This is a genomic window from Sphingobacterium anhuiense (genome assembly GCF_042686355.1).
Lineage (GTDB): Bacteria > Bacteroidota > Bacteroidia > Sphingobacteriales > Sphingobacteriaceae > Sphingobacterium > Sphingobacterium anhuiense.
The window spans coordinates 461,359-481,816 of record NZ_JBHUPE010000007.1 but is presented as its reverse complement, the minus strand read 5'-3'; the positions used below and the strand labels follow the sequence as shown (position 1 = coordinate 481,816).

The window sequence follows — 20,458 nt, the reverse complement described above, 5'->3', positions numbered from 1 at the left end:
ATTCAGATCATTCAAGCAGGTTACAGCTTCATTTATAAATCTTTAACCTGCTTGAATGTCGCTTTTAAGGTTGTGAAGTTTTGATAAGTTTTATCAGCCTCTTCAAAGTCTTTTAGATGTATGTACACTTCACCAAGTTTATCTAATACAGCGAGCTCAAGGGGTACATTTTTTCTTTCGCGGGCTAGTAAAAGCGTAGATAAAAATTCTTTTTTGGCTATTTTAAAGTTTTTATCTAACAATTTTGATGAAGCTAGCAGATATTCAATTGCTGGAAGTTCATTTGTAATCTTTTTATTTTCTGCTAGTTGCTGTGCCTGAAGTAGAAACCATTGTGCCTCTGTGTATTTATTTTGCTCAAAATACACCTGTGCTAATTGCTCCCAGGCAATTATTTTATCTTCATAAGCTTTTGCTTTATTATAGAGCGGTATCGCTTTTCTGATGATATTTTGTTCGGCCTCGCTATAATTTTTCTTGCCGCTTTTGGCCAATGCTATTAGCATCCACGCATTTGCTTGGTCATGATAGTCTTTAGATTGAACTGCCAGATTTAAATTTTCCTGAGCTACAGCACTAGCTTTTTCAAAATTACCGGAATAAAGTAGCACTGCCGCTAAGTTTTGATGTAAGACAATACGATCCAGTTTATTGCTTTCTTTTGCCGCAATCAGGATTGCATTTTCAAAATAGGAAATTGCCTGATCGGGTAAATTATTATTAATTGCAAATAGCCCTGCTTCATTTACTAGCGTGAGGTTTACTTGATCGTCGTAATTTTGTCTGATGCGGTTTAAGAGTTCATTCCATGTTGCTAAGTCCGTAGGTTCTGGTTTCATTAAATATTGAAACCGTCCTATATTCGGTAGACTTTTAACTTGGGTGAGTAACGTTTTATAGCGAAGTTCTTGAGCAATCTTTTTAGCATAATCTTTTCTCATATTGCTATCAAATATGTCAATCAATTGCTCCGTTCTTGATTTAGGTGGCGGGACAAAATATACCTTTGGACCTATTCCCTTGAAATTACTGTTATACTTTGTTATTGAACCAGTATAATCTTTGGTTAATTCCTGTGCATAAGACACGAAGCATAATGCCACTATATAAGCACTACTGAGAAAGGCTATTTTCCAAAATTTCTTTTTAATCATGTATAATACCTGCTGTTGGTGAGGATATTGCAAATATGACGAAAAAATATGTGAAATATTGTTAAAGTGATTATTACTATCTTCAGGTTGTCTGTTTTTATCCACAAAAACAAATGGATGAGATGGGCCACGAAGTTGTTGTAATTTCTTCCTTCCGATAAAAATTTCTAACTTTAAAATCACTTATAGAAATCTAGATTTAAGAAAACCATATGTTAGGCCATTCTCCGTCACCATTTTCCTGGGAAGAATTACGCTATGCAATTGCTATGGAGCGGGATGCTCTGGCATTCAAGAAACTTTTCTTGCATTTTTATAAAGATTTAAAAATATTTGGAATGGGCATGGTTAAGTCTGGTCCTGTGGTAGAAGATATTATTGCCGATATTTTTCTAAAAGTATGGTCATTGGAGGCTGGCCTAATGCAGATTGATCAGATCAATACCTATTTATATAAGGCTGTCAGAAACAATGCGATCAAGTATCTGGGAAGATTACCTTTACAAGTAGATCTATCTGAAATCATCAATTTTGAATATCATGTTCTTACTCCTGAACAGGTTTATATTTCCCAGGAGCATATTACATTGATTGAAGCAGCAATTGCCCAATTGCCTTCTAAATGTCGGATGGCTTTTACTTTAGTTAAAGATTTGGACTGTAGTTATAAAGATGCGGCCGAGATCATGGATATCAGCGTTCATACTGTTGATCGGCATATGCAACTTGCCTTAAAAAGATTAAGGGAAGTATTAGGGAGTAAAAATATCACGCTGAATTACAGTGGTTTGTAAAAAAAAATAAAAAGCCATTGGTGGTTTCTTGTTGGGTCTGGATCATTAAGGTAAGATCAACAAGTTTATGGAGCAAGACCAATTTATTACCTTACTAAATAAGTATCTTCAAGGGCAATTGTCCGTTGAAGAAAATCGCCAATTTCACGAACTTCTCCACTCCGATTCTAAAAATCAGGTTCTGTTTGATTTTTTACGCATTAAACCAAGCCATAAAGAACAAGTAGACAACTCTGAACAAGTTTTTCAATCTATTTTAAATAAGATTGAAAGTTCTGAAACGACAACATTACCGATGAGTTCTCACGATGAGGATCATGCAAATGAATATACCCAATTTCCACTAATTAAAAAACCTTGGTATCAAAATTATAGGAGTATAGCCGCAGTTCTGCTGCCAATATTTTTGATCCTTTCGTTGTGGATTTATAATTCGCAGACACAAACACGATTTACTGAGCAGTATAGCAGCAAAAAAGGAGAAAAGAAAATTATTAATTTATCGGATGGTACGACTGTCTGGTTAAATGGGGACAGTAAGCTATTTCTTGAACATTCCTTTGGGAAAGCGGAGCGCCGTGTTAAGCTAGAAGGAGAAGGCTTTTTTACCGTGGCTCATGATCGCTCACACCCGTTTATTGTTGAATTTAGGAATTCAGAGGTAAAAGTCCTGGGTACACGTTTTAATATCCGTGCTTATCCCGATGAGGACAAAACAGAGACTTCGCTTGTGGAAGGATCTATTGAATTGAAAGCAGACCGTCAGGTTAAATCTTTAATGCTGAAGCCTGGGGATAAAATTGCACTTCTCCCAGCCAAAGCTGTAGCTGCTATCCAAACAGAGGCAAAGTCTAAAATCCAGGTACAGCATTCCACTTTGACCATTGCCGAAGGCGAGCAGGCTCCCTCTGAAACGCTATGGATGTATAACAAGCTATCTTTTAATGCTGACCCAATGTCATTAATTGTGTCTAAGTTAAGCAAATGGTATAACGTTTCTATTCAGATTGAAAATCCGGCATTAGAACAAATTACTTTCAGTGGGAATTTGGAAGGATATAGTCTTGATCAGATTTTGCTTCTTTTGAAGCAAGCTAATCCGGAGATACAGATTAAGAGACAAAATGAATCAATTATATTACAATAAACCCTAAATCATATGCGCTATAAATATACCTAAACACCACATTTAAAGGAAAGGATACATCCGAAGATGTATCCTTAGCAAGTAAGAAAAGCGTACCGTGTCCCTGAGAAAGATCAGTACGCTATGGTTCCATACTAAAGTTAAAACTATGAAAAAAAATTTACATGGTCGGGGATTTTATTTACCGAAATCAAGCACCATTAAATATGTATTAATGACTAAGCTAGCAGTTGCACTCTCTTTTGCATTTACTGTGAAAGCGTTCGGAATAACTATAAGTGCGCAAGAAAAAGTTTCTTTAAAAATTAGAAATACAGATTTAAAAACAGTAATAAAGACTATTGAGAAACAGACAAATGTAAAGTTTGTTTATTTTGACAATTTGGTTTCTAATAAGAATCTTTCTGCTGTTGCTTTTGAGAATCAAGCTTGGAATAATGCACTAATTCCACTTTTAAATCAATTCAATCTGACTTTAAAAAGTTATGATGGAATTACTTATGTAATCGTTCCTTTGAATTCCGTTCAAGGGTTTGAAATCAAGGGAAAAATCATCGATAGTCGCGGACTACCTTTGGCTGGTGTAACTGTCATCGAGAAGAGTAAAGACCGTGGTACAAGCACCAATGATAAAGGGGAGTTTATCCTGAAAGTTAGTGACCTGTCATCAATCTTGCTCATTAGTAATATCGGTTATGGCAGTCAAGAAATTAAGGCAAGTCAATCTTTTATGACGATTACGCTTCAAGAAGATCTTACTGCTTTGGCTGAGGTCGTTGTTGTGGGGTACGGCACACAGCGGAAAGCGAATTTGACAGGAGCGGTTTCTTCTGTAGATATGGACAAGGTTTTAGGAGACAGACCTGTGAGCAGTAGTTCCCAAGCACTTCAAGGTGCACTTCCGGGGTTACAGGTTACCTTTGGCAGTGGACGTCCAGGAACGAATACTGATCTCAATATTCGAGGCACAACTTCTATTAATGGGGGTTCACCTTTGATTTTGGTTGATAATGTTCCGATGAATATGGATGACGTCAATCCGAAAGATATTTTAAATGTGACGGTATTAAAAGATGCTGCAGCAGCTTCAATTTATGGTGCGAGAGCGGCATTTGGTGTTATTCTGGTGACAACAAAGAAGGGATCGCGTAACCAACCGACAAAAATTAACTATTCCAGCAACCTGAGCTGGAGCAGCGCTTCTACTTTACCGGAAAAAGCTACTCCCTTACAATTTGTGCAGGCATTAAAAGATTTTGGAAATACCAGTAATTGGTCCGGACAAAATGTAGATACCTGGTTAACAGCTTTGCAAGATTACCAAGCTAATCCGGGGCAATATCCTGATGGTATTACGGAGGTTAACGGAACGAAATATCCGCTAAAGGAGTATGATCTCTATCATGAAGTTTTTCAAACTGGTTTCGAACATCTTCACAATCTTTCTATCATGGGGGGATCGGAGAAAATCGCTTACCGTCTATCGGGTATGTATAGTGATGAAGATGGTATCATGAAGACAGATAAAGATAGCTACAAACGCTATAATCTAAATGCTTATATAGGAGCTGAATTGAAGAAAAATCTGAACTTAAGCGCCAATATTTTGTATAAAAATGATGACCGTTATACTCCTGCTAATATGGGGGAGATGTTCTACCGAGCGCTGAGCTTTGGGTCTTACCTCAATCCAGGGGAGACAACAGATACGGAAGGAAATGAAATCCCTTTTGGAACACCTAATAATTATTTGAAATATGAAGACCCAAGTCGCAATTATAATGAAAACTTGAGATTATTCGGAAAATTAGATTATAATCCGCTTCCGGGGTGGAATATTACTGCTGAATATACATTTAGTAAGACAAATAATAATTATAAGTATGCGCAGAGTAAGCATCGCTATATGAATCCAAATAATTTCAATCCCGAGTATTTGTTCAATAACGATTTTTATGAACGAAGTAACACTTTGATTAACTACAATGCCTTAAATATTTATTCTAGCTATACCCATGCTATTGAAGATCATCATTTTAAAGGGCTAGCAGGTGTCAATTATGAGAAAAGTTATTCAGAAAGTTTTTCTGCAAAACGTTTTGGTATCCTTAGCCCAGGTTCTCCATCATTGGGCACCAGTACAGGAACACAGACCACAGCGGATTCTTTTGGACAATATGCTGTTTTAGGATATTTTGGTCGTATTAATTACGATTTTAAAAACAAGTATTTATTGGAGGTCAATGGACGATTGGATGGGTCTTCACGCTTTTTGAAAGGAAGTCAATTCGGATTCTTTCCGTCCGTGTCAGCAGGATGGAATGTTACTGAGGAGGGTTTTATGTCAGATCTTAAAAATACAATACCCTTATTGAAGTTTAGAGGATCATTTGGTGAAATTGGAAATCAGGTTGTATTAAATCCCGATCGATCTCAAGTATATTTTCCGGTAATTCCTAAGATGGAAACGAATAACTCCAATTGGATTGATCCCAATACCGGAGTGCGTTATCTGACTATCGGTGCACCCAATCTGATTAGCTCTACTTTTACCTGGGAAAAGGTTAGAACATTAAATGTGGGCGTAGACATTGCACTTTTCAATAACCGATTGAATACAAGCTTCGACTGGTTTCGCCGTCAAACCATTGGTATGTTATATCAGGGAGCAGATTTACCTGCGGTATTAGGATCGGCGCCACCCTTCCAAAATTCAACAGATTTAGAATCTAAAGGTTGGGAATGGGAAATCACCTGGAAGGATCAGTTTAAAGATTTTAAATACGGATTTACTTTTAATCTGTCTGATAATAGAGGTTTTATTACCCGCATGGAAAATAGTGCAGGTCTTATTACAGGACATTATCAAGGCAAAGAGATGGGTGAAATATGGGGCTATGTCTCTGATCGTTACTACACCACAAATGACTTCGAAGCAAACTCACTCGATGCTAAATTGATGAACGGAACTTTAAAGCCAGGTATTCCTTTTTTTAAGGGCGTGAAGCAAAATCCAGGTGATATGCTTTATGCCGATCTGAATAATGATGGAACTATATTTTCTGGAACGGGTACCGTTAGTGATCCGGGCGATATGAAGGTGATTGGAAATGACAATCGACGCTATCAATTTGGATTAAACGGTTTTGTCAATTATAAAAACTTTGATCTATCAGTATTCTTACAAGGGGTAGGAAAGCGTGATCTGTGGTTGAGCAATTTTTTGATGTGGCCATATAGCAATGAGTTCGGAACTTTGTATCAGCATAACTTGGATTATTGGACACCGGAAAATACCGACGCCGAGTATGGGCGTGTTTATGCAAATGCAGGTTTAAATACTGGAGCAAATCGTCGGGTGCAAACCAAGTATTTGTCAAATGGAGCCTATTTGCGTGTCCGTAACATTACCCTGGGCTACACTTTAGATCATAAGATCCTGCGTTCAAAGGCAGTTGATAACATTAAATTCTTTGTCTCGGGCGAAAATCTTTTCAAAGCTGACCATATGCCTAAGGGGATGGAAGCAGATGGCCAAGATTTAGGCTCAGGTGGTATCTATCCTTTCTTGAAGAAGTATAGTTTTGGAGTTAACGTCACTTTTTAATGCTTATGTTAAGGTTTAATACAAATCATAAAATGAAAAAAAGAATCATACTATATACATTAGGGCTGTGTCTTAGTGGCTCTATTCTGAGCTGCTCAAATCTTTTGGATTTAGAGCCCGAGGGGAGTCTAACGGAGAATAGCACCTTCTCTAATTATAATAATTTTATTTCTTACGCTTGGCAATTCTACGGTACTTTCCCGGGGTATAATGGATCAGCTCCCAACGCAGAAGTCAACGGCGATCTTTTTGCTAATGCCAATGCCAATGCGACTTCCGATTGGTTATGGCAAAGGGTGGTCGTGCCTTCTAAATCGAGTGATTACAGTGATCCCTTTACACAGATTCGTTCGATCAATATTCTTTTGGATAATATCGATCAAGCAACAAATCTGACTGAAGTAGAAAAAAAACATATTCGCAGTATTGGTTATTTCTTTAAAGCTTACCAGTATATGGACCTGTTAAATAAATATGGAACAGCGATCTGGGTAGAGCATGCGATCAATGATGGTGACAAAGAAGTGCTTTATGGAACTCCAAGTACACGGGATGAACTGGCTACAAAAATTGAAGGATTACTCAATTATGCCTCTGAGAATATTAAAGTAAACGGTGATGGTCCGAATACCATTAATAAAAATGTCGTGCTTGCCTTAACTGTTCGTTTTGGTCTACGAGAGGGTACCTGGCGTAAATATCATCAGCTTGCTCAAGCAGATAAATATCTACGTTTATCAGCAGAGGCAGGAGCCAAGTTGATGGGCGCTAATATTCCGTTGTTCAATGATTATGACCAGTTGTTTAATAGCGAATCTTTAGCTCAAGTTCCTGAAGTATTGCTGTATAAGCAGTACGAGCAGAACCAGATTATGCATTCCTTAGCTTCTCTTGCGCGTAATTCTGCTGGACGTTGGGATTTAACAAAGGCTGCGGTCGATCTATATCTGATGAAAGATGGTCAGACACGCTGGTCAAGTCCGCAATTTGATGGCGATAAAAACCCGTATGACGAGTTCCGTAATCGTGACCGGAGACTGTATTTTACGATACCGCCTCCTTATAAAGTTGAAGCTAAACATCCTACTTATACCTGGACGCATACAGCAGATGTTAAAGACCGTGAATATATTGACCTGATGGCACAATTATCCGTTGATAAGCGGAAGATGCTTCCTTGGATGAACTGGGAAGGTCTTATTTTAAAGCAGGAACCTCATTTTGTCGACAACAATCTAGGTCAACCGTTCAGTGTGAGTTTTACGGGGTATCGCTTCTATAAATTCAGTAATAAAATTCAACGGATTCAAAATCAGGATATCAATGATGCGCCAATATTCAGAATGGGAGAAGTATTGATTTCTTACGCTGAAGCGAAATATGAACTGGGTGAATTGGACCAATCGTTGGTGGATAAAACGATCAATCCTTTGCGCGCGAGGGGTGGGGTTGCTCCACTACAGTTGGGCAGCATCCCTGTCGATCCCACACGCGATGCTAATGTTGCACCTGCACTCTGGGAGATCCGTCGGGAACGAGCTGTGGAGCTTATGGGAGAGGGTTTCCGTTTTGATGACCTGCGCCGTTGGAAGAAAATGGACTATGCGGTTGCCTTAAAGCGGGGACGTTACATTACAAAAGGTGTAGACGTACCTGCAAATGCCCCTATACCGATTGAAAATAATCAGTCTCAGGGGTATATTTCATATGAAGGAAAGACACCTGGTCCTTTTTTACCACATTACTACTTATATCCTATACCAGCTGCAGAGTTGGTTTTAAACACCAATTTGAAACAGAATCCGGACTGGTAAAAAATCTCATTCCTCTTCCTTATGAATTTTTAGGGAAGAGGAATAAATTTTGAATAGCTTTTGAAGGGCGTAACGTACGTTGATTGTAACTTTTTGATAGTAACCGATCGCTTTTACAGCATGCTATTTTAAGCTTTCATATCTATTTTTTACTTTCGGATCTTGATCGTCTATAGGAATTTTTAATTTATATGGATGATTTGCAATCTAGGTGAGCAGTAAGATTTTTGCTTCAACATTATCTATGTCTAAGATGTCTCTTAATTTTTGTGTATAAAACTAAGGGCATGAATTATAAAAAAAACCACTAAAATGAAAAAACCAGCACTATTTGCGTTATTTTTTGCACTGAGTAGTATCGCAATAGCACAAAAGAAAACCGATCGCCCAAATATTGTCTTCATAATGGCAGATGACCTGGGTTATGGAGATTTGGGAGCTTATGGGCAACAGATTATTGAAACGAAACATCTGGATGCCTTAGCAAAAGAGGGGATGCGTTTTGATAATTTTTATGCAGGAACTTCGGTCTGTGCCCCATCCCGATCTGCACTGATGACGGGACAACATACTGGCCATACGCCTGTGAGGGGTAATAAGGAATTGGAACCAGAAGGACAGCAACCTTTAGCCGATTCGGTACAGACTATTGCTATGTTACTGCAAAAAGCAGGTTACGCGACTGGTGCATTCGGAAAATGGGGTCTTGGTATGGTGGATACCTATGGATCGCCTCGTAATAAAGGTTTTGATGAATTTTATGGCTACAACTGCCAGCGTCAATCGCACCGTTATTATCCGACACACTTGTGGCATAATCAAGAGCGTATTGAGCTTGAGGGTAACGGTTTATTGGCAAAAGGGCAGTATGCTCCTGAATTGATCCAAGAAAAAGCATTGGAATTTATTGATAACAATAAGGATAAGCCATTTTTCTTATATGTTCCCACTGTACTGCCTCATGCCGAGTTGTCTGGTCCTGATGATCAATATTATGAACAATATGCCAACAAGTTTGAAGAAAAAGCACATAAAGGAAATGACTACGGACCAAAAGCTACGATTCCAGGATATGCTTCTGTTGCTAAGCCAAGAGCTACTTACGCCAGTATGGTAAGCCGTATGGATGCGCAGGTTGGACAGATTGTTGCGAAGCTGAAGGACTTAAATTTGTTAGATAATACGATTATCGTTTTTACAAGTGACAATGGTGCGCATCGTGAAGGTGGTGCAGATCCCGACTTTTTCAACAGTTCGGCAGGTTTACGGGGGTATAAACGTGATCTATATGAGGGTGGTGTAAAAACTCCTTTCATTGTTTATTGGCAAGGAAAAGTTGCTCCTGGCACTACCTCCAATTATTTAGGAGCATTCTGGGATGTCCTGCCGACTTTAGCTGAAGTGGCAAAAGCAGGTAAACCACAATATACAGACGGTCTTTCTTTTGTTCCGACATTATTGGGAAAACCTAAAAAGCAAAAGCAGCATGATTACCTATATTGGGAATTTCATGAAGATGGCGGCCGTCAAGCGGTGCGCCAAGGTGACTGGAAATTGATTTTGCAGAAAGTGAGAAGTGGAAATCCTGTTGCTGAACTGTATAATCTAAAATTAGACCCGAAAGAGCAAAATAACTTAGCGACAAGTAATGTGAAAAAAGTTGAAGAATTACGTGAAATCATTGCAAAAGCACATGTGGAAACGCGTGATTTTCCTTTAGTTTCTAAGTAATGAAGTAAATCGTGACGTAGTAACGAAGCAATTATGTACTTCGTTACTACTTTACTTGTCACCTCTTTACTATCTAATCATCACATGTGGCTGTTGATGATAGGTTTCGCTTTTATAGAAACGGATCAGAAAATCAATCGTTTCACTGTTTAGTGGATAGAAAAACTGCTCATTGATTTCCTTTTCGTATAATTCGTAATAATGTTGTACAAGCCCAACGGAGTAAAATTTCTGAACCAGGAGCTGCAATAGATTTTGCGCATAACTGATCGGTTCGTTTTCATTTTCTACATAGTATGGATTATTCTGAAGCGGGAATAGCGTTTCTATTCCGCCGAAAAATTCTAGACCTATTTTCGAATTATAGAATGCTGTAACTGGAATAGCTCTTGCCTCATTCGGATTTGCAACCTCTTCGATTGGCGGTAATCCCACCTGCTCGCGGTATGTATTGGTCAGATCGCGGATATAGTTGCTGATTTCAGATTCTTCCATAAATGCCAGCTGACCCTGATGTTTTTTAACAAACAGCTCCTTCAGGTCTGCAACTTGTTGTGCCGCCTTTTCGATAAGTGTTGTTTTTCCGTGCAATGCTTCGACAACATATGCTTGATCCATTTCCTGATCGGAAGTTAAGTCAATCTGATCCCTTTCGACAGCAGACATCATACCCGATAGGTTCCAGGTCCCTTCCCATGGTACAATCTCCATATAGAAGAGTTGATCAGCAGTAGGTTCCTGAAAGTTCTGAATCGAATTTTGATTGACCAAGAAAATTTCTCCAGTTGTCAGGTGTTTCAATTCTAAACGGCCCTCTTCCACTTTTTTAAATTCAAAAAAGCTATCAATTCTGTTGCCGATGGTTCTTAAATTCTGATGTTGCGGATGGTTAGTATCTACAGTCGAAGCAACAAATTCACAGGATCTCAGCGCTAATAAGTGCAGGCGGAAAAAAGTGAAATGATTGTCTCGAACACGGAAAGTCATTTGATTTAAGTAGGCCGGGTCGTGCTGATAGCGTCCTAAGTCAGCGATATCCATATGCTGCATCAAACTGTTATAATAATAACCACCGGTGATGTAGTTGGTTGCAATTACCTTCTCAGCATAGTTGCGTACTTCAAGATAATTGGCATCTGTAGCCAGTGTATACTCTTTTTGTAACAGCGTATTTTCAGGTGCAGTCTCATAATATTCTTCCAAAACAGCATAAGCTAGATCGGTCACCAAAGCCAGTAAACGACCTTCCTTATCCAAGAAAAGGTGTGGATTACGCTCGCTAAAAAACAGCCATGAAAGGACTAATACATCTTGTGGATTGATATCTTCCGGGTAATAGTCTGTTAATGCCGCATCTTCGAAAAAAGGGAGCATCTTTCCATAAAGTGCCTGGTGCTCTTTTCGGAAAGCATCGAAAAGTTTTGTTCCGGAAACCACATCCTCCAGATAGCACGTCAAATAAACACTAAGTGTTTTAATCATTTCAGGTCTGATCAGGGCATCGGTTTCTTCTTCATCAAACCAAAGTGTATTTAAGGCATCCTGTATATCATTGGCTACTTCTAAATAAAAACGATCGGCATCCGATCTTCCTTGATAAGGGTGCTGTCCTAGCCAATCCTGTATATAAATGCGGTTTTTTTTCATTAAAATTAATCATTAAATGAGCTCGTTTCACTCGGTTTATTTTTCGGGCAATGAAGCTATCCTAAGCCAAGTATTAAAGAGCTGTTTCAGCTCATGTGGGTTGTATCGATTCAATGCTCATCCAAAAATAACCAAATTTTTGAATTCCATAAATTGATTGTGAAGTAAATGGACATTTGGCAATATCTTCTTACTTTTGATCTATGGCTACACGAATTCCACTGGCAGAGCGCATGCGTCCCAAGAAATTGGAAGATTATGTTGGACAGCAACATATTATCGGTCACGATGCGGTATTATATCATGCCATCCAGCAAAAAAATATTCCTTCCATGTTACTTTGGGGACCTCCGGGAGTTGGTAAGACCAGCCTTGCACTCTTGATGGCCAAAGAATTGGGGCGTCCCTTCTTTTCCTTAAGTGCTATTCAGGCCGGTGTGAAAGATATTCGCGAAGTTATTGATAAAGCAGAGCGACTGATGAATTTAAATCAGGAACAAGCGGCTATGAATTTTAATCAGGAGCAACCCATTCTGTTTATTGATGAGATCCACCGTTTTTCTAAATCACAACAGGATTCTTTATTAGGGGCTGTTGAACGGGGCTTAGTGACGCTTATCGGGGCAACGACAGAAAATCCATCTTTCGAAGTCATATCTGCACTACTATCGCGCTGCCAAGTTTATGTTCTTGAACACTTAAGTTCCGAGGACCTGATTGGTTTAGTGGAGAAATCCTTACATGAAGACGAATACCTCAAAGCATTGAACATTGAGATTGAAGAATATGAAGCTATTTTACGTCTGTCAGGTGGTGATGCCCGTAAGCTTTTAAATGTGCTTGAACTGGTCAGTAATGCTGCGGTACTGCATCATGAACCGATTACCAATGCATTTGTGCTGAAGCAGGTACAGCAGAATATGGCTATTTACGATAAGACAGGCGAGCAACATTACGATATTATATCTGCTTTTATTAAATCGATCCGTGGGTCAGATCCCAATGCGGCTATTTATTGGCTGGCACGTATGATCGAAGGGGGGGAAGATCCTTCTTTCATTGCTCGTCGTCTCTTGATATTGGCTTCTGAAGATATCGGTAATGCTAATCCCAATGCGTTACTCTTAGCGAATACCTGCTTCCAAGCTGTTAATGTCATCGGATGGCCGGAATCGAGGATTATTTTGGCGCAGGCCGTTACTTACTTGGCAAGCTCTCCAAAAAGTAATGCCTCTTACGAAGCAATCAATAAGGCACAAGCTATCGTGAAGCAAACGGGAGACCTTTCCGTACCCCTTCATTTGCGAAATGCGCCGACTAAATTGATGAAAGAGCTCAACTATGGAGCCGAATATAAATACGCACACGCATATCCGGGAAATTTTGTTCTGCAGGAATTTTTGCCCGACCAACTGAGCGGTATGACTTTATACGATCCCGGTAAAAACCCACAGGAAGAAAAGTTAAGACAAGGATTACGCGATAAGTGGAAGGAAAAATATCGGTATTAATCTTGGTGTAGTGGCAGCAGCAGTGCATATGCCTGTTTTATTGAATTAAAATAAAACAGGCAGTAAAATGCAATTTCTACTTTTACCTGAACTGTTTTTGTTAAGGAAATGTTAAATATTTTGTATGTTTACCGCCGCTACATTTACTATGAAACATATTGATGGACATAACTTTGAAGAACTTCTGATTCGTATTGGAGAAGGAGATCAACAGGCATTCGCCATTATATATGACTACTATTCGGCAGACTTGATCAGGCACATTAGCAAAAAAATTTCAAACCCTCAGACAGCAGAAGATATCCTGCATGACCTTTTCCTCTCCTTATGGAACAACAGAGCTAAAATTGTTGAAATTGTTTCTTTACCTGCTTATCTGTATTCCTCTTGTCGTTACTTGATGCTTGCACATTTTAGACAGCAGCTCAAACAGGGCAATCAGCAGGATATTCGTGATGTTGATCTATTCGATGACAGCCTGCCCTTAGAAGATCAATTATATTATCGGTATATGTTGGATACCGTGGCCAATGAGGTTGAAAACCTGCCAGAAAAATGTCGCGAAGTTTTCAAATTAAGCCGGGAGGAGTTTTTGAGCAATAAGGAGATTGCCGCAAAATTGAATATTTCTGAGTCTACAGTTGAGAAGCATATCAATAAGGCTATCAAACGTTTAAGAGCTGTCACAAGTCACCTATTTCATGTTTTTTTAATTTTTTAAAAAAAAATCATTTTCCGAGTAGAAGCTACCCCTAGTTTTCGACACTTGTATTATAACTGACCATCAATTTGATGCCCCTTATGAAACAAGTGAAGCATATCTATAAGTTAATCACGTTATTTTTAAACAGGCAAGAGAGCCCGCAGGAGCGAAGAGCACTTTTTGACTGGATGGATGCGCTTCCGTCTGAGCAAGAACGAGGTGAACAAGAGTTGATCGAAATGCGTAAAAATACCCGAAGACGGTTATTAAGCACGATTAATAAGAGCCAGAAAAGTATTCGCATTTCACGTATTGTACGATACAGCAGTGTTGCTGCGGCCATCTTGATGATTGGATTTCTAGTCGTCCGTTATTGGCCTGTTACAGAACAAGAAGCCTCAAAATCTCTACTAGCCTCCATTCCCCCAGGCCATGAAACAGCTATAATAACTTTGGCTGATGGGCAACAGATTAATCTAGATCAATTGGCCTTAAATCAAAGTGTGCAGGTTGGGGGAACAGTTATTAGTAAAGATGCTCAAGGCAAAGTTAGTTATCGGGATGTTGTCACAGGAAAACAGCAGGTACAACGAAATACCCTATATACTCCCAAAGGGGCGACTTATGACCTCATGTTATCTGATGGAACGCTCGTGAGTTTAAATGCAGATTCTAAATTAATTTATCCTTCCTCTTTTGAAGGTGGAGATCGCGTGGTGGAGTTAGAAGGAGAAGCCTATTTTCATGTGCAGAAAACAACAAATAAAGCTCGATTTATCGTTAAAGCTGGTCAAGAGCAGACCGAAGTATTAGGAACGAAGTTCAATGTTAATGCCTATGCAAAAGAGCAGATACAAACAGCTTTAGAAGAAGGCTCTGTTGTTGTTTCGCGTAAAGATATAGGGCAGTCTGTTCATCTGAAACCGAATGAAAAGGCACAGACAGTACAAGGAAAGCTGGTTGCTGCTGCTGTAAATATGGAAGATGTGCTCGGTTGGAAAAGAGGGCAGTTCTGTTTTGATGGCACCAACACGGCTGCAGTGATGCAAGAAATTGCCCGCTGGTATGATATTGATGTCAGCTATGAGCGTATTGACCGAGGACCTCAATACAGTGGGAAAATTCCAAGAAATATCAGTTTAGATAAATTAATAGAACTCTTAAATTTTGCTGATTTAAAGACTAAAGCAGTTGTCGGTTCTGGAAACCGCATTCACCTTATTATTACTTAACCAAACTTAAAGCCAATATGAAAAACCTGGACATGATAACCTGATACTTGTAAGTATAAGTCAATAAAAAGCGGATTCTGCTCCAACAGAACCCGCAATAAGATTTGGCTTTACGTATCGATTTTGTGAAAAAACTAACAACATTAACCAAACAAACGAATTTAATGAAAATTACGCGAACTCCGTCTAGCAAAGGGGAGAAAGATTTTCGGTGCCTTACTTCGTGGCTTTTGCAAAATAGTCCGAAACATAGGATGACCGAAAAAACAGTCCCTTTCTTTGCGCGGCCTTTACCCAAATCCCTAATGAGAATCAACTTAATAACCTTACTTTTAGGGTTAGGTTTGTCCCAAGTGGATGCACATAGCTATGCGCAGCAGGTGAGCCTAAAGAAGCAAAAAGTAAACCTTGAATCCATCTTAAAGGACCTTGAGAAGCAAAGCGGTTATAGTTTTTTTTACAAAAAAGCTGAAGTCGCTCCATTGGAAAACCTTTCTGTTGACCTCCAGAATATCCCTTTACGCCAAGCACTGAACAGTATTTTGGAGGATGTTAATTTAACCTATCATTTTTTTGATAAGACTGTGGTTATCAAGAAAAAAGATCGTGTCAGGACCATTTCCCCTTCGGCTACATTTCATCTTACTGATCCCTTTCATCAAGTTAGACAGCAGTTCATTAAAGGTAAAGTCATCGATGATAACAATCAAGCTATTGCAGGTGCCACAATCCGTCTAAAGGATGATCCTAAAAAAGTCGTTACCTCTCTTGAAGACGGTTCCTTTACCCTTCCTATTACCGCTTTGAATGAGACACTTGTTGTTTCTTTTGTTGGATTTGAAAACCAGGAGGTAAAAGCTAACCTGAACGGTGGTAATATGCTGATCAAGTTAAAGAAGAAAGATAATGCCATGGATGAGGTGGTGGTAACTGGGATGATGACCCGTAAAAAGGAGAGTTTCTCTGGTGCAACAGCAACTTTTACAGGTGAAGAACTCAAGATGGTCAACAACCAGAATATTGTTGCCAGCTTACGTGCTCTCGATCCTTCTTTTATTCAGATCGAGAATAATGCTATGGGGTCAAATCCTAATATGTTGCCTACTATAGAGCTTCGCGGACAGACCAGTATTGCATCTTCCAATTTGCGTGATGAATTTTCAACTGATCCCAATCAGCCGCTATTTATATTAGACGGGTTCGAAACCAATTTAAGAACGATCATGGATCTGGATATGAATATTATCCAATCGGTGACGATTTTGAAAGATGCAGCCTCCACTGCTATTTACGGTTCGCGCGCTTCCAATGGGGTTATTGTCGTGGAAACGATTAAGCCAAAAGCAGGAAAGGTTATTTTATCGTATACCACAGATATGCAATCGCAGGTTCCAGATTTGTCGAGTTATAACATGATGAATGCGACTGAAAAACTGGAGTTTGAAAGATTGTCAGGACGTTTTACGGCGAGTAATAATATCATATCCCAGCAATTGGAACTGGATCAGTTGTACAATGATCGTTTAGCAACAGTGCTGAGAGGTGTCGATACCTATTGGCTGGATAAACCCATTCAAAATGGATTTTCTCATCGGCACTCTTTAAGTGCACGTGGTGGGGAAGGTGCGGTTGTGTTTGATATTGGCCTTAATTATAAGGATACCAAAGGAGCGATGAAAGGTTCGGGTAGAGAAGATTGGGGGGCTAACCTGAATCTAAATTATCGAACCGGAAAATTAAACATCGCTAATAGAGCTTTTGTAACGGGCTATAAAAGTAATGAATCACCTTATGGTAGCTTTTCAACTTGGGTGAATACCAACCCTTATTATGAATTTCTTCCTGCATCAGAAAAATATTTAGCCTATCAAGATAACTCCCGGACATTTGGTTATTATTGGTCAGTTTTCAATCCAATGTATGATGCGCACCTGGCCAGTTTTGATGAAGGCAAGAACTATGTTGTCAATAATAATTTGATGCTGACTTATGATTTTAATTCAGCTTTACGCTTAACAGCCAGTGGTCAGATCAGTAAAGGATTAACGAATACGAACAAATTCCTCTCGCCTTTACACAGTTCCTTTCAAAATGTAGAGAACCGGAAAAAAGGAAGTTTGACACATCGTGAAGCGTCAACATTCGGTTATACAGCCAATGCCATGTTGACGTACGGAAAAGTCCTAAATGAAGTTCACGCCATTACGGCTAATTTAAGAGGTGAGGTCAGTGAAACCCAAAATACGTTGAATGGGTATACTGCTATTGGATTTCCTGCTGCAAGTAATGGAAACCCCAGTTTTGCATTTGGTTTTGAAACAGATTCCAAACCGAGTGCTTCTACCCGTGTAACAAGGAGAACTTCGCTGGTCGGTTCTGTGAACTATTCCTATGCTCAAAAATATAATGTTGATGTCAATTATAATGTCGATGGTTCGACCAGTTTTGGTTCAAACAATCTGTTCTCGCCTTATTATTCTTTCGGTGCCAGCTGGAATGCACATCATGAAAGTTTTATGAAGGGTATTTCTTGGATCAATGTCTTACGTTTAAGAGGAAATGTCGGCGTGACCGGAAATCAAAACTTCGGAAATGTCAGCCAGTCGGTTTTTAATTATAATACCGACGTGAACCGTTTTGGCCAGGGAATTTCACTTGTTGCATTGGGAGCACCGGATCTGGAATGGCAACGTACACGACAAACGAGTGTCGGTATGGATGTAACCTTATTTAGTAACAAATTAAATCTCCAATTAAATGCCTATGATAAGTTTACCGATCCTCTGGTCGTAGCTGTAACCCTTCCTTCTTCGACCGGCTTATCAGCTTATCCTTTCAATGCAGGTACTTTAGATTATAAAGGGCTGGAAGCTACCGTTAATTATTCACCTATTTATAGGCCACAAGATCGTTTTGTTCTGACTTTTGGCTTGACAGGGTCTATGTTAAAGGCTAAATATGACCATTTCGACAATAAGTTAAATTCTTTAAATCAAGAAATGCGGGAGAGTAATGCTTTAATCCGCTACCGCGATGGTTATAGTCCTAATACCTTATGGGCAGTTCCGTCTTTGGGGATTGATCCAGCGACAGGAAGAGAAGTGTTTTTAACGAAAGCGGGAGAGCAAACTTTTAATTATAATGTAGACAATCTTCAGGCGATTGGAAATGCACAGCCACTTGCCGAAGGAATTCTTCGGACGAGTCTGGCTTATAAAGGTTTTACCGCCAATGTGATGGTCCGTTATATCATAAGGAAAGACAATTTCAATACCGCACTGTTTAATAAAGTGGAGAACATGTCTGAAGAAGAAATTGTCAACAGTAACCAAGATAAACGTGCGCTTTATGATCGCTGGCAACAGCCCGGTGATGAAGCACAATTCAAAGGAATTGCTATTACGACCACAACACCGATTTCATCCCGCTTTATACAACGTGAAAATTCATTTAGCGGCGAGTCCATCACATTTGGTTATGAGTTTCGGAACAAAAGATGGCTTGATCAGGTAAAATTATCTAACCTCCGTATTAATGCACTCATGAACGATATTTTCTACACTTCGACAGTTAGACGAGAGCGCGGTATTTCCTATCCTTTTACACGCTCGGTATCCTTGAGTCTTAACGCAACATTCAAATAAAATCATGAAAAAAATATTAATTCCTTTGTTGGCACTAACCGTTCTTTTCAGTAGCTGCAAAAAGTGGTTGGACGTCAAGCCTGAAGATAAATTTATTGAGGAAGAAGTCTTTAAAACCCCACAAGGGTTTTACGATGCGCTAAACGGTATTTATCTCAATATGGCAGACAAGTTCTTATATGGGCATTCATTAAGTTTAGAAACACTTGATATCCTAGCGCAGACCTATTACATTTCCACCACCCATTTGGAAGTACGGAAGCAATTGAACAACTTCAATTATGCGGATAAAGATGTAAAATCTCTTATAGACGGTATTTGGTCAAACTTGTATGTCAATATAACCAATATTAACCGTTTTTTAGAAAATTTAGATACTTACGGTTCTACCTTGGACGAGCAAACCTTAAGTCTGATGCGTGGCGAAGCATTGGCATCACGTGCCTATATTTATTTTGATATCCTGCGCTTATTTGCTCCCGCCTATACTTTAGAACCAGAAGCGCAATTGATCCCTTATTATTCCAATACCAGTTATGAAGCAGCTCCCTTTTCGAAGAGTTCGTTTGTAATGGAAAAAATAATAGCCGATCTCCAAGCATCTGAAGCTTTATTGCTTAAGCACGATCCTGTTTTAAGCTTAACGAAGGTTGACCAGACTGTAGGGACAATTGATGTTGGGAATAAGCCATTTCTTCAATTTAGAAACTATCATTTCAATTATTTTGCAGTCAAGGGTCTACAGGCACGTGTTCAGTTGTATGCCGGAAATAAAAACGAGGCATTGAAAGCCGCAACAACGGTAATCGAGGCTAAAAGTAAATTTCCATGGGTAAAATCCAGTGATTTAAGTGAATTATCGATTATCAATCGAGTTTTTTCAATGGAACTGCTTTTTGCTTTTGAAAGCCCACTTCTTTATAACAGTTATGATGTTCTTTTCAATCCATCACTCGCTGATAATACGATTTTAAGCGCCGGCACGACTCCCCGTTTTATTAATCAGGTTTACGAAAATTGGGAAAATGATTATCGCTATTCTTCATCCTGGCGGGTCGACGGAGGTAAAACCTATCCTGTGTTTTTAAAGTACAAAGATCTGTCCAATATCAATTATCGTAATTATCGCTATACGATCCCCGGAATCCGTCTTAGTGAAGTGTTTTTGATCGCTGCAGAATGTGAACCCAATCCTACAAAAGGACTTGCTTATTTAAACGAATTGCGACAGAACAGAAATTGCGAAATATTATCGACCGAGGTCAATCTGATGGATAATATTAAAAAGGAATACCGTAAGGAATTTTATGGAGAAGGTCAGCTCTGGTATTACTATAAACGTAATGATCTGCGTACCATCAGTGGAGCAACGACTACTAATAAAGCTGTTAGTCAGGACAACTATACCTTTCCGATACCGCTATCTGAAACAGACCCTAGATAAATTTAAGATGATGCGAAATTTACATACAAT

12 protein-coding genes are annotated in these 20,458 nt (G+C 39.1%); 10 read left to right on the top strand and 2 right to left on the bottom strand.

Annotated elements, in window-relative coordinates; translation table 11 throughout:
• Positions 1-32: 32 nt before the first annotated feature.
• Entirely contained in the window at positions 33-1,337 is a 1,305-nt protein-coding gene (locus ACFS6I_RS18665) for a tetratricopeptide repeat protein (protein ID WP_380922932.1), read from the bottom strand.
• A 29-nt stretch (positions 1,338-1,366) separates the two neighbouring features.
• Here ACFS6I_RS18665 and ACFS6I_RS18660 point away from each other — a divergent pair, with 29 nt between their 5' ends.
• The 5 genes from ACFS6I_RS18660 to ACFS6I_RS18640 all read left to right on the top strand — a co-directional run bounded on the left by ACFS6I_RS18660 (position 1,367) and on the right by ACFS6I_RS18640 (position 10,247).
• Positions 1,367-1,948 carry a sigma-70 family RNA polymerase sigma factor gene (locus ACFS6I_RS18660; protein ID WP_380922930.1) on the top strand — a complete coding sequence of 194 codons (582 nt, stop codon included), beginning with the start codon at positions 1,367-1,369 and terminating at the stop codon, positions 1,946-1,948.
• Between the two features lie 67 nt (positions 1,949-2,015).
• On the top strand, positions 2,016-3,095 hold the full coding sequence (locus ACFS6I_RS18655) for a FecR family protein (RefSeq protein WP_380922928.1): 1,080 nt from the start codon (positions 2,016-2,018) through the stop codon (positions 3,093-3,095).
• Between the two features lie 148 nt (positions 3,096-3,243).
• Complete coding sequence (locus ACFS6I_RS18650; RefSeq protein WP_380922926.1) at positions 3,244-6,702, top strand: SusC/RagA family TonB-linked outer membrane protein; 3,459 nt, start codon at positions 3,244-3,246, stop codon at positions 6,700-6,702.
• A 32-nt stretch (positions 6,703-6,734) separates the two neighbouring features.
• Complete coding sequence (locus ACFS6I_RS18645; RefSeq protein ID WP_380922925.1) at positions 6,735-8,516, top strand: RagB/SusD family nutrient uptake outer membrane protein; 1,782 nt, start codon at positions 6,735-6,737, stop codon at positions 8,514-8,516.
• Positions 8,517-8,828: 312 nt separating this feature from the next.
• Positions 8,829-10,247, top strand: coding sequence for an arylsulfatase (locus ACFS6I_RS18640; protein WP_380922924.1), 1,419 nt, complete (start codon positions 8,829-8,831; stop codon positions 10,245-10,247).
• 69 nt (positions 10,248-10,316) lie between these two features.
• Here the strand turns inward: ACFS6I_RS18640 and ACFS6I_RS18635 are convergent, their stop codons facing one another.
• Entirely contained in the window at positions 10,317-11,894 is a 1,578-nt protein-coding gene (locus ACFS6I_RS18635; RefSeq protein ID WP_380922923.1) for a DUF3843 family protein, read from the bottom strand.
• A 203-nt stretch (positions 11,895-12,097) separates the two neighbouring features.
• Between ACFS6I_RS18635 and ACFS6I_RS18630 the strand changes: the two genes are divergently transcribed.
• From ACFS6I_RS18630 to ACFS6I_RS18610, 5 genes are all read left to right on the top strand, one after another.
• Positions 12,098-13,405: a replication-associated recombination protein A gene (locus tag ACFS6I_RS18630; protein ID WP_132769894.1), complete on the top strand. Its 1,308-nt coding sequence runs from the start codon at positions 12,098-12,100 to the stop codon at positions 13,403-13,405.
• A gap of 148 nt (positions 13,406-13,553) precedes the next feature.
• Positions 13,554-14,126 carry an RNA polymerase sigma factor gene (locus ACFS6I_RS18625; RefSeq protein WP_380922921.1) on the top strand — a complete coding sequence of 191 codons (573 nt, stop codon included), beginning with the start codon at positions 13,554-13,556 and terminating at the stop codon, positions 14,124-14,126.
• Between the two features lie 80 nt (positions 14,127-14,206).
• Positions 14,207-15,340, top strand: a complete 1,134-nt coding sequence (locus tag ACFS6I_RS18620; RefSeq protein WP_380922919.1) for a FecR family protein — start codon at positions 14,207-14,209, stop codon at positions 15,338-15,340.
• Positions 15,341-15,645: 305 nt separating this feature from the next.
• Complete coding sequence (locus tag ACFS6I_RS18615; protein WP_380922917.1) at positions 15,646-18,984, top strand: SusC/RagA family TonB-linked outer membrane protein; 3,339 nt, start codon at positions 15,646-15,648, stop codon at positions 18,982-18,984.
• 4 nt (positions 18,985-18,988) lie between these two features.
• Positions 18,989-20,428 (top strand): RagB/SusD family nutrient uptake outer membrane protein, encoded by a 1,440-nt coding sequence (locus ACFS6I_RS18610; protein ID WP_380922915.1) that lies wholly within the window; start codon positions 18,989-18,991, stop codon positions 20,426-20,428.
• The last annotated feature ends 30 nt before the right edge of the window (positions 20,429-20,458 follow it).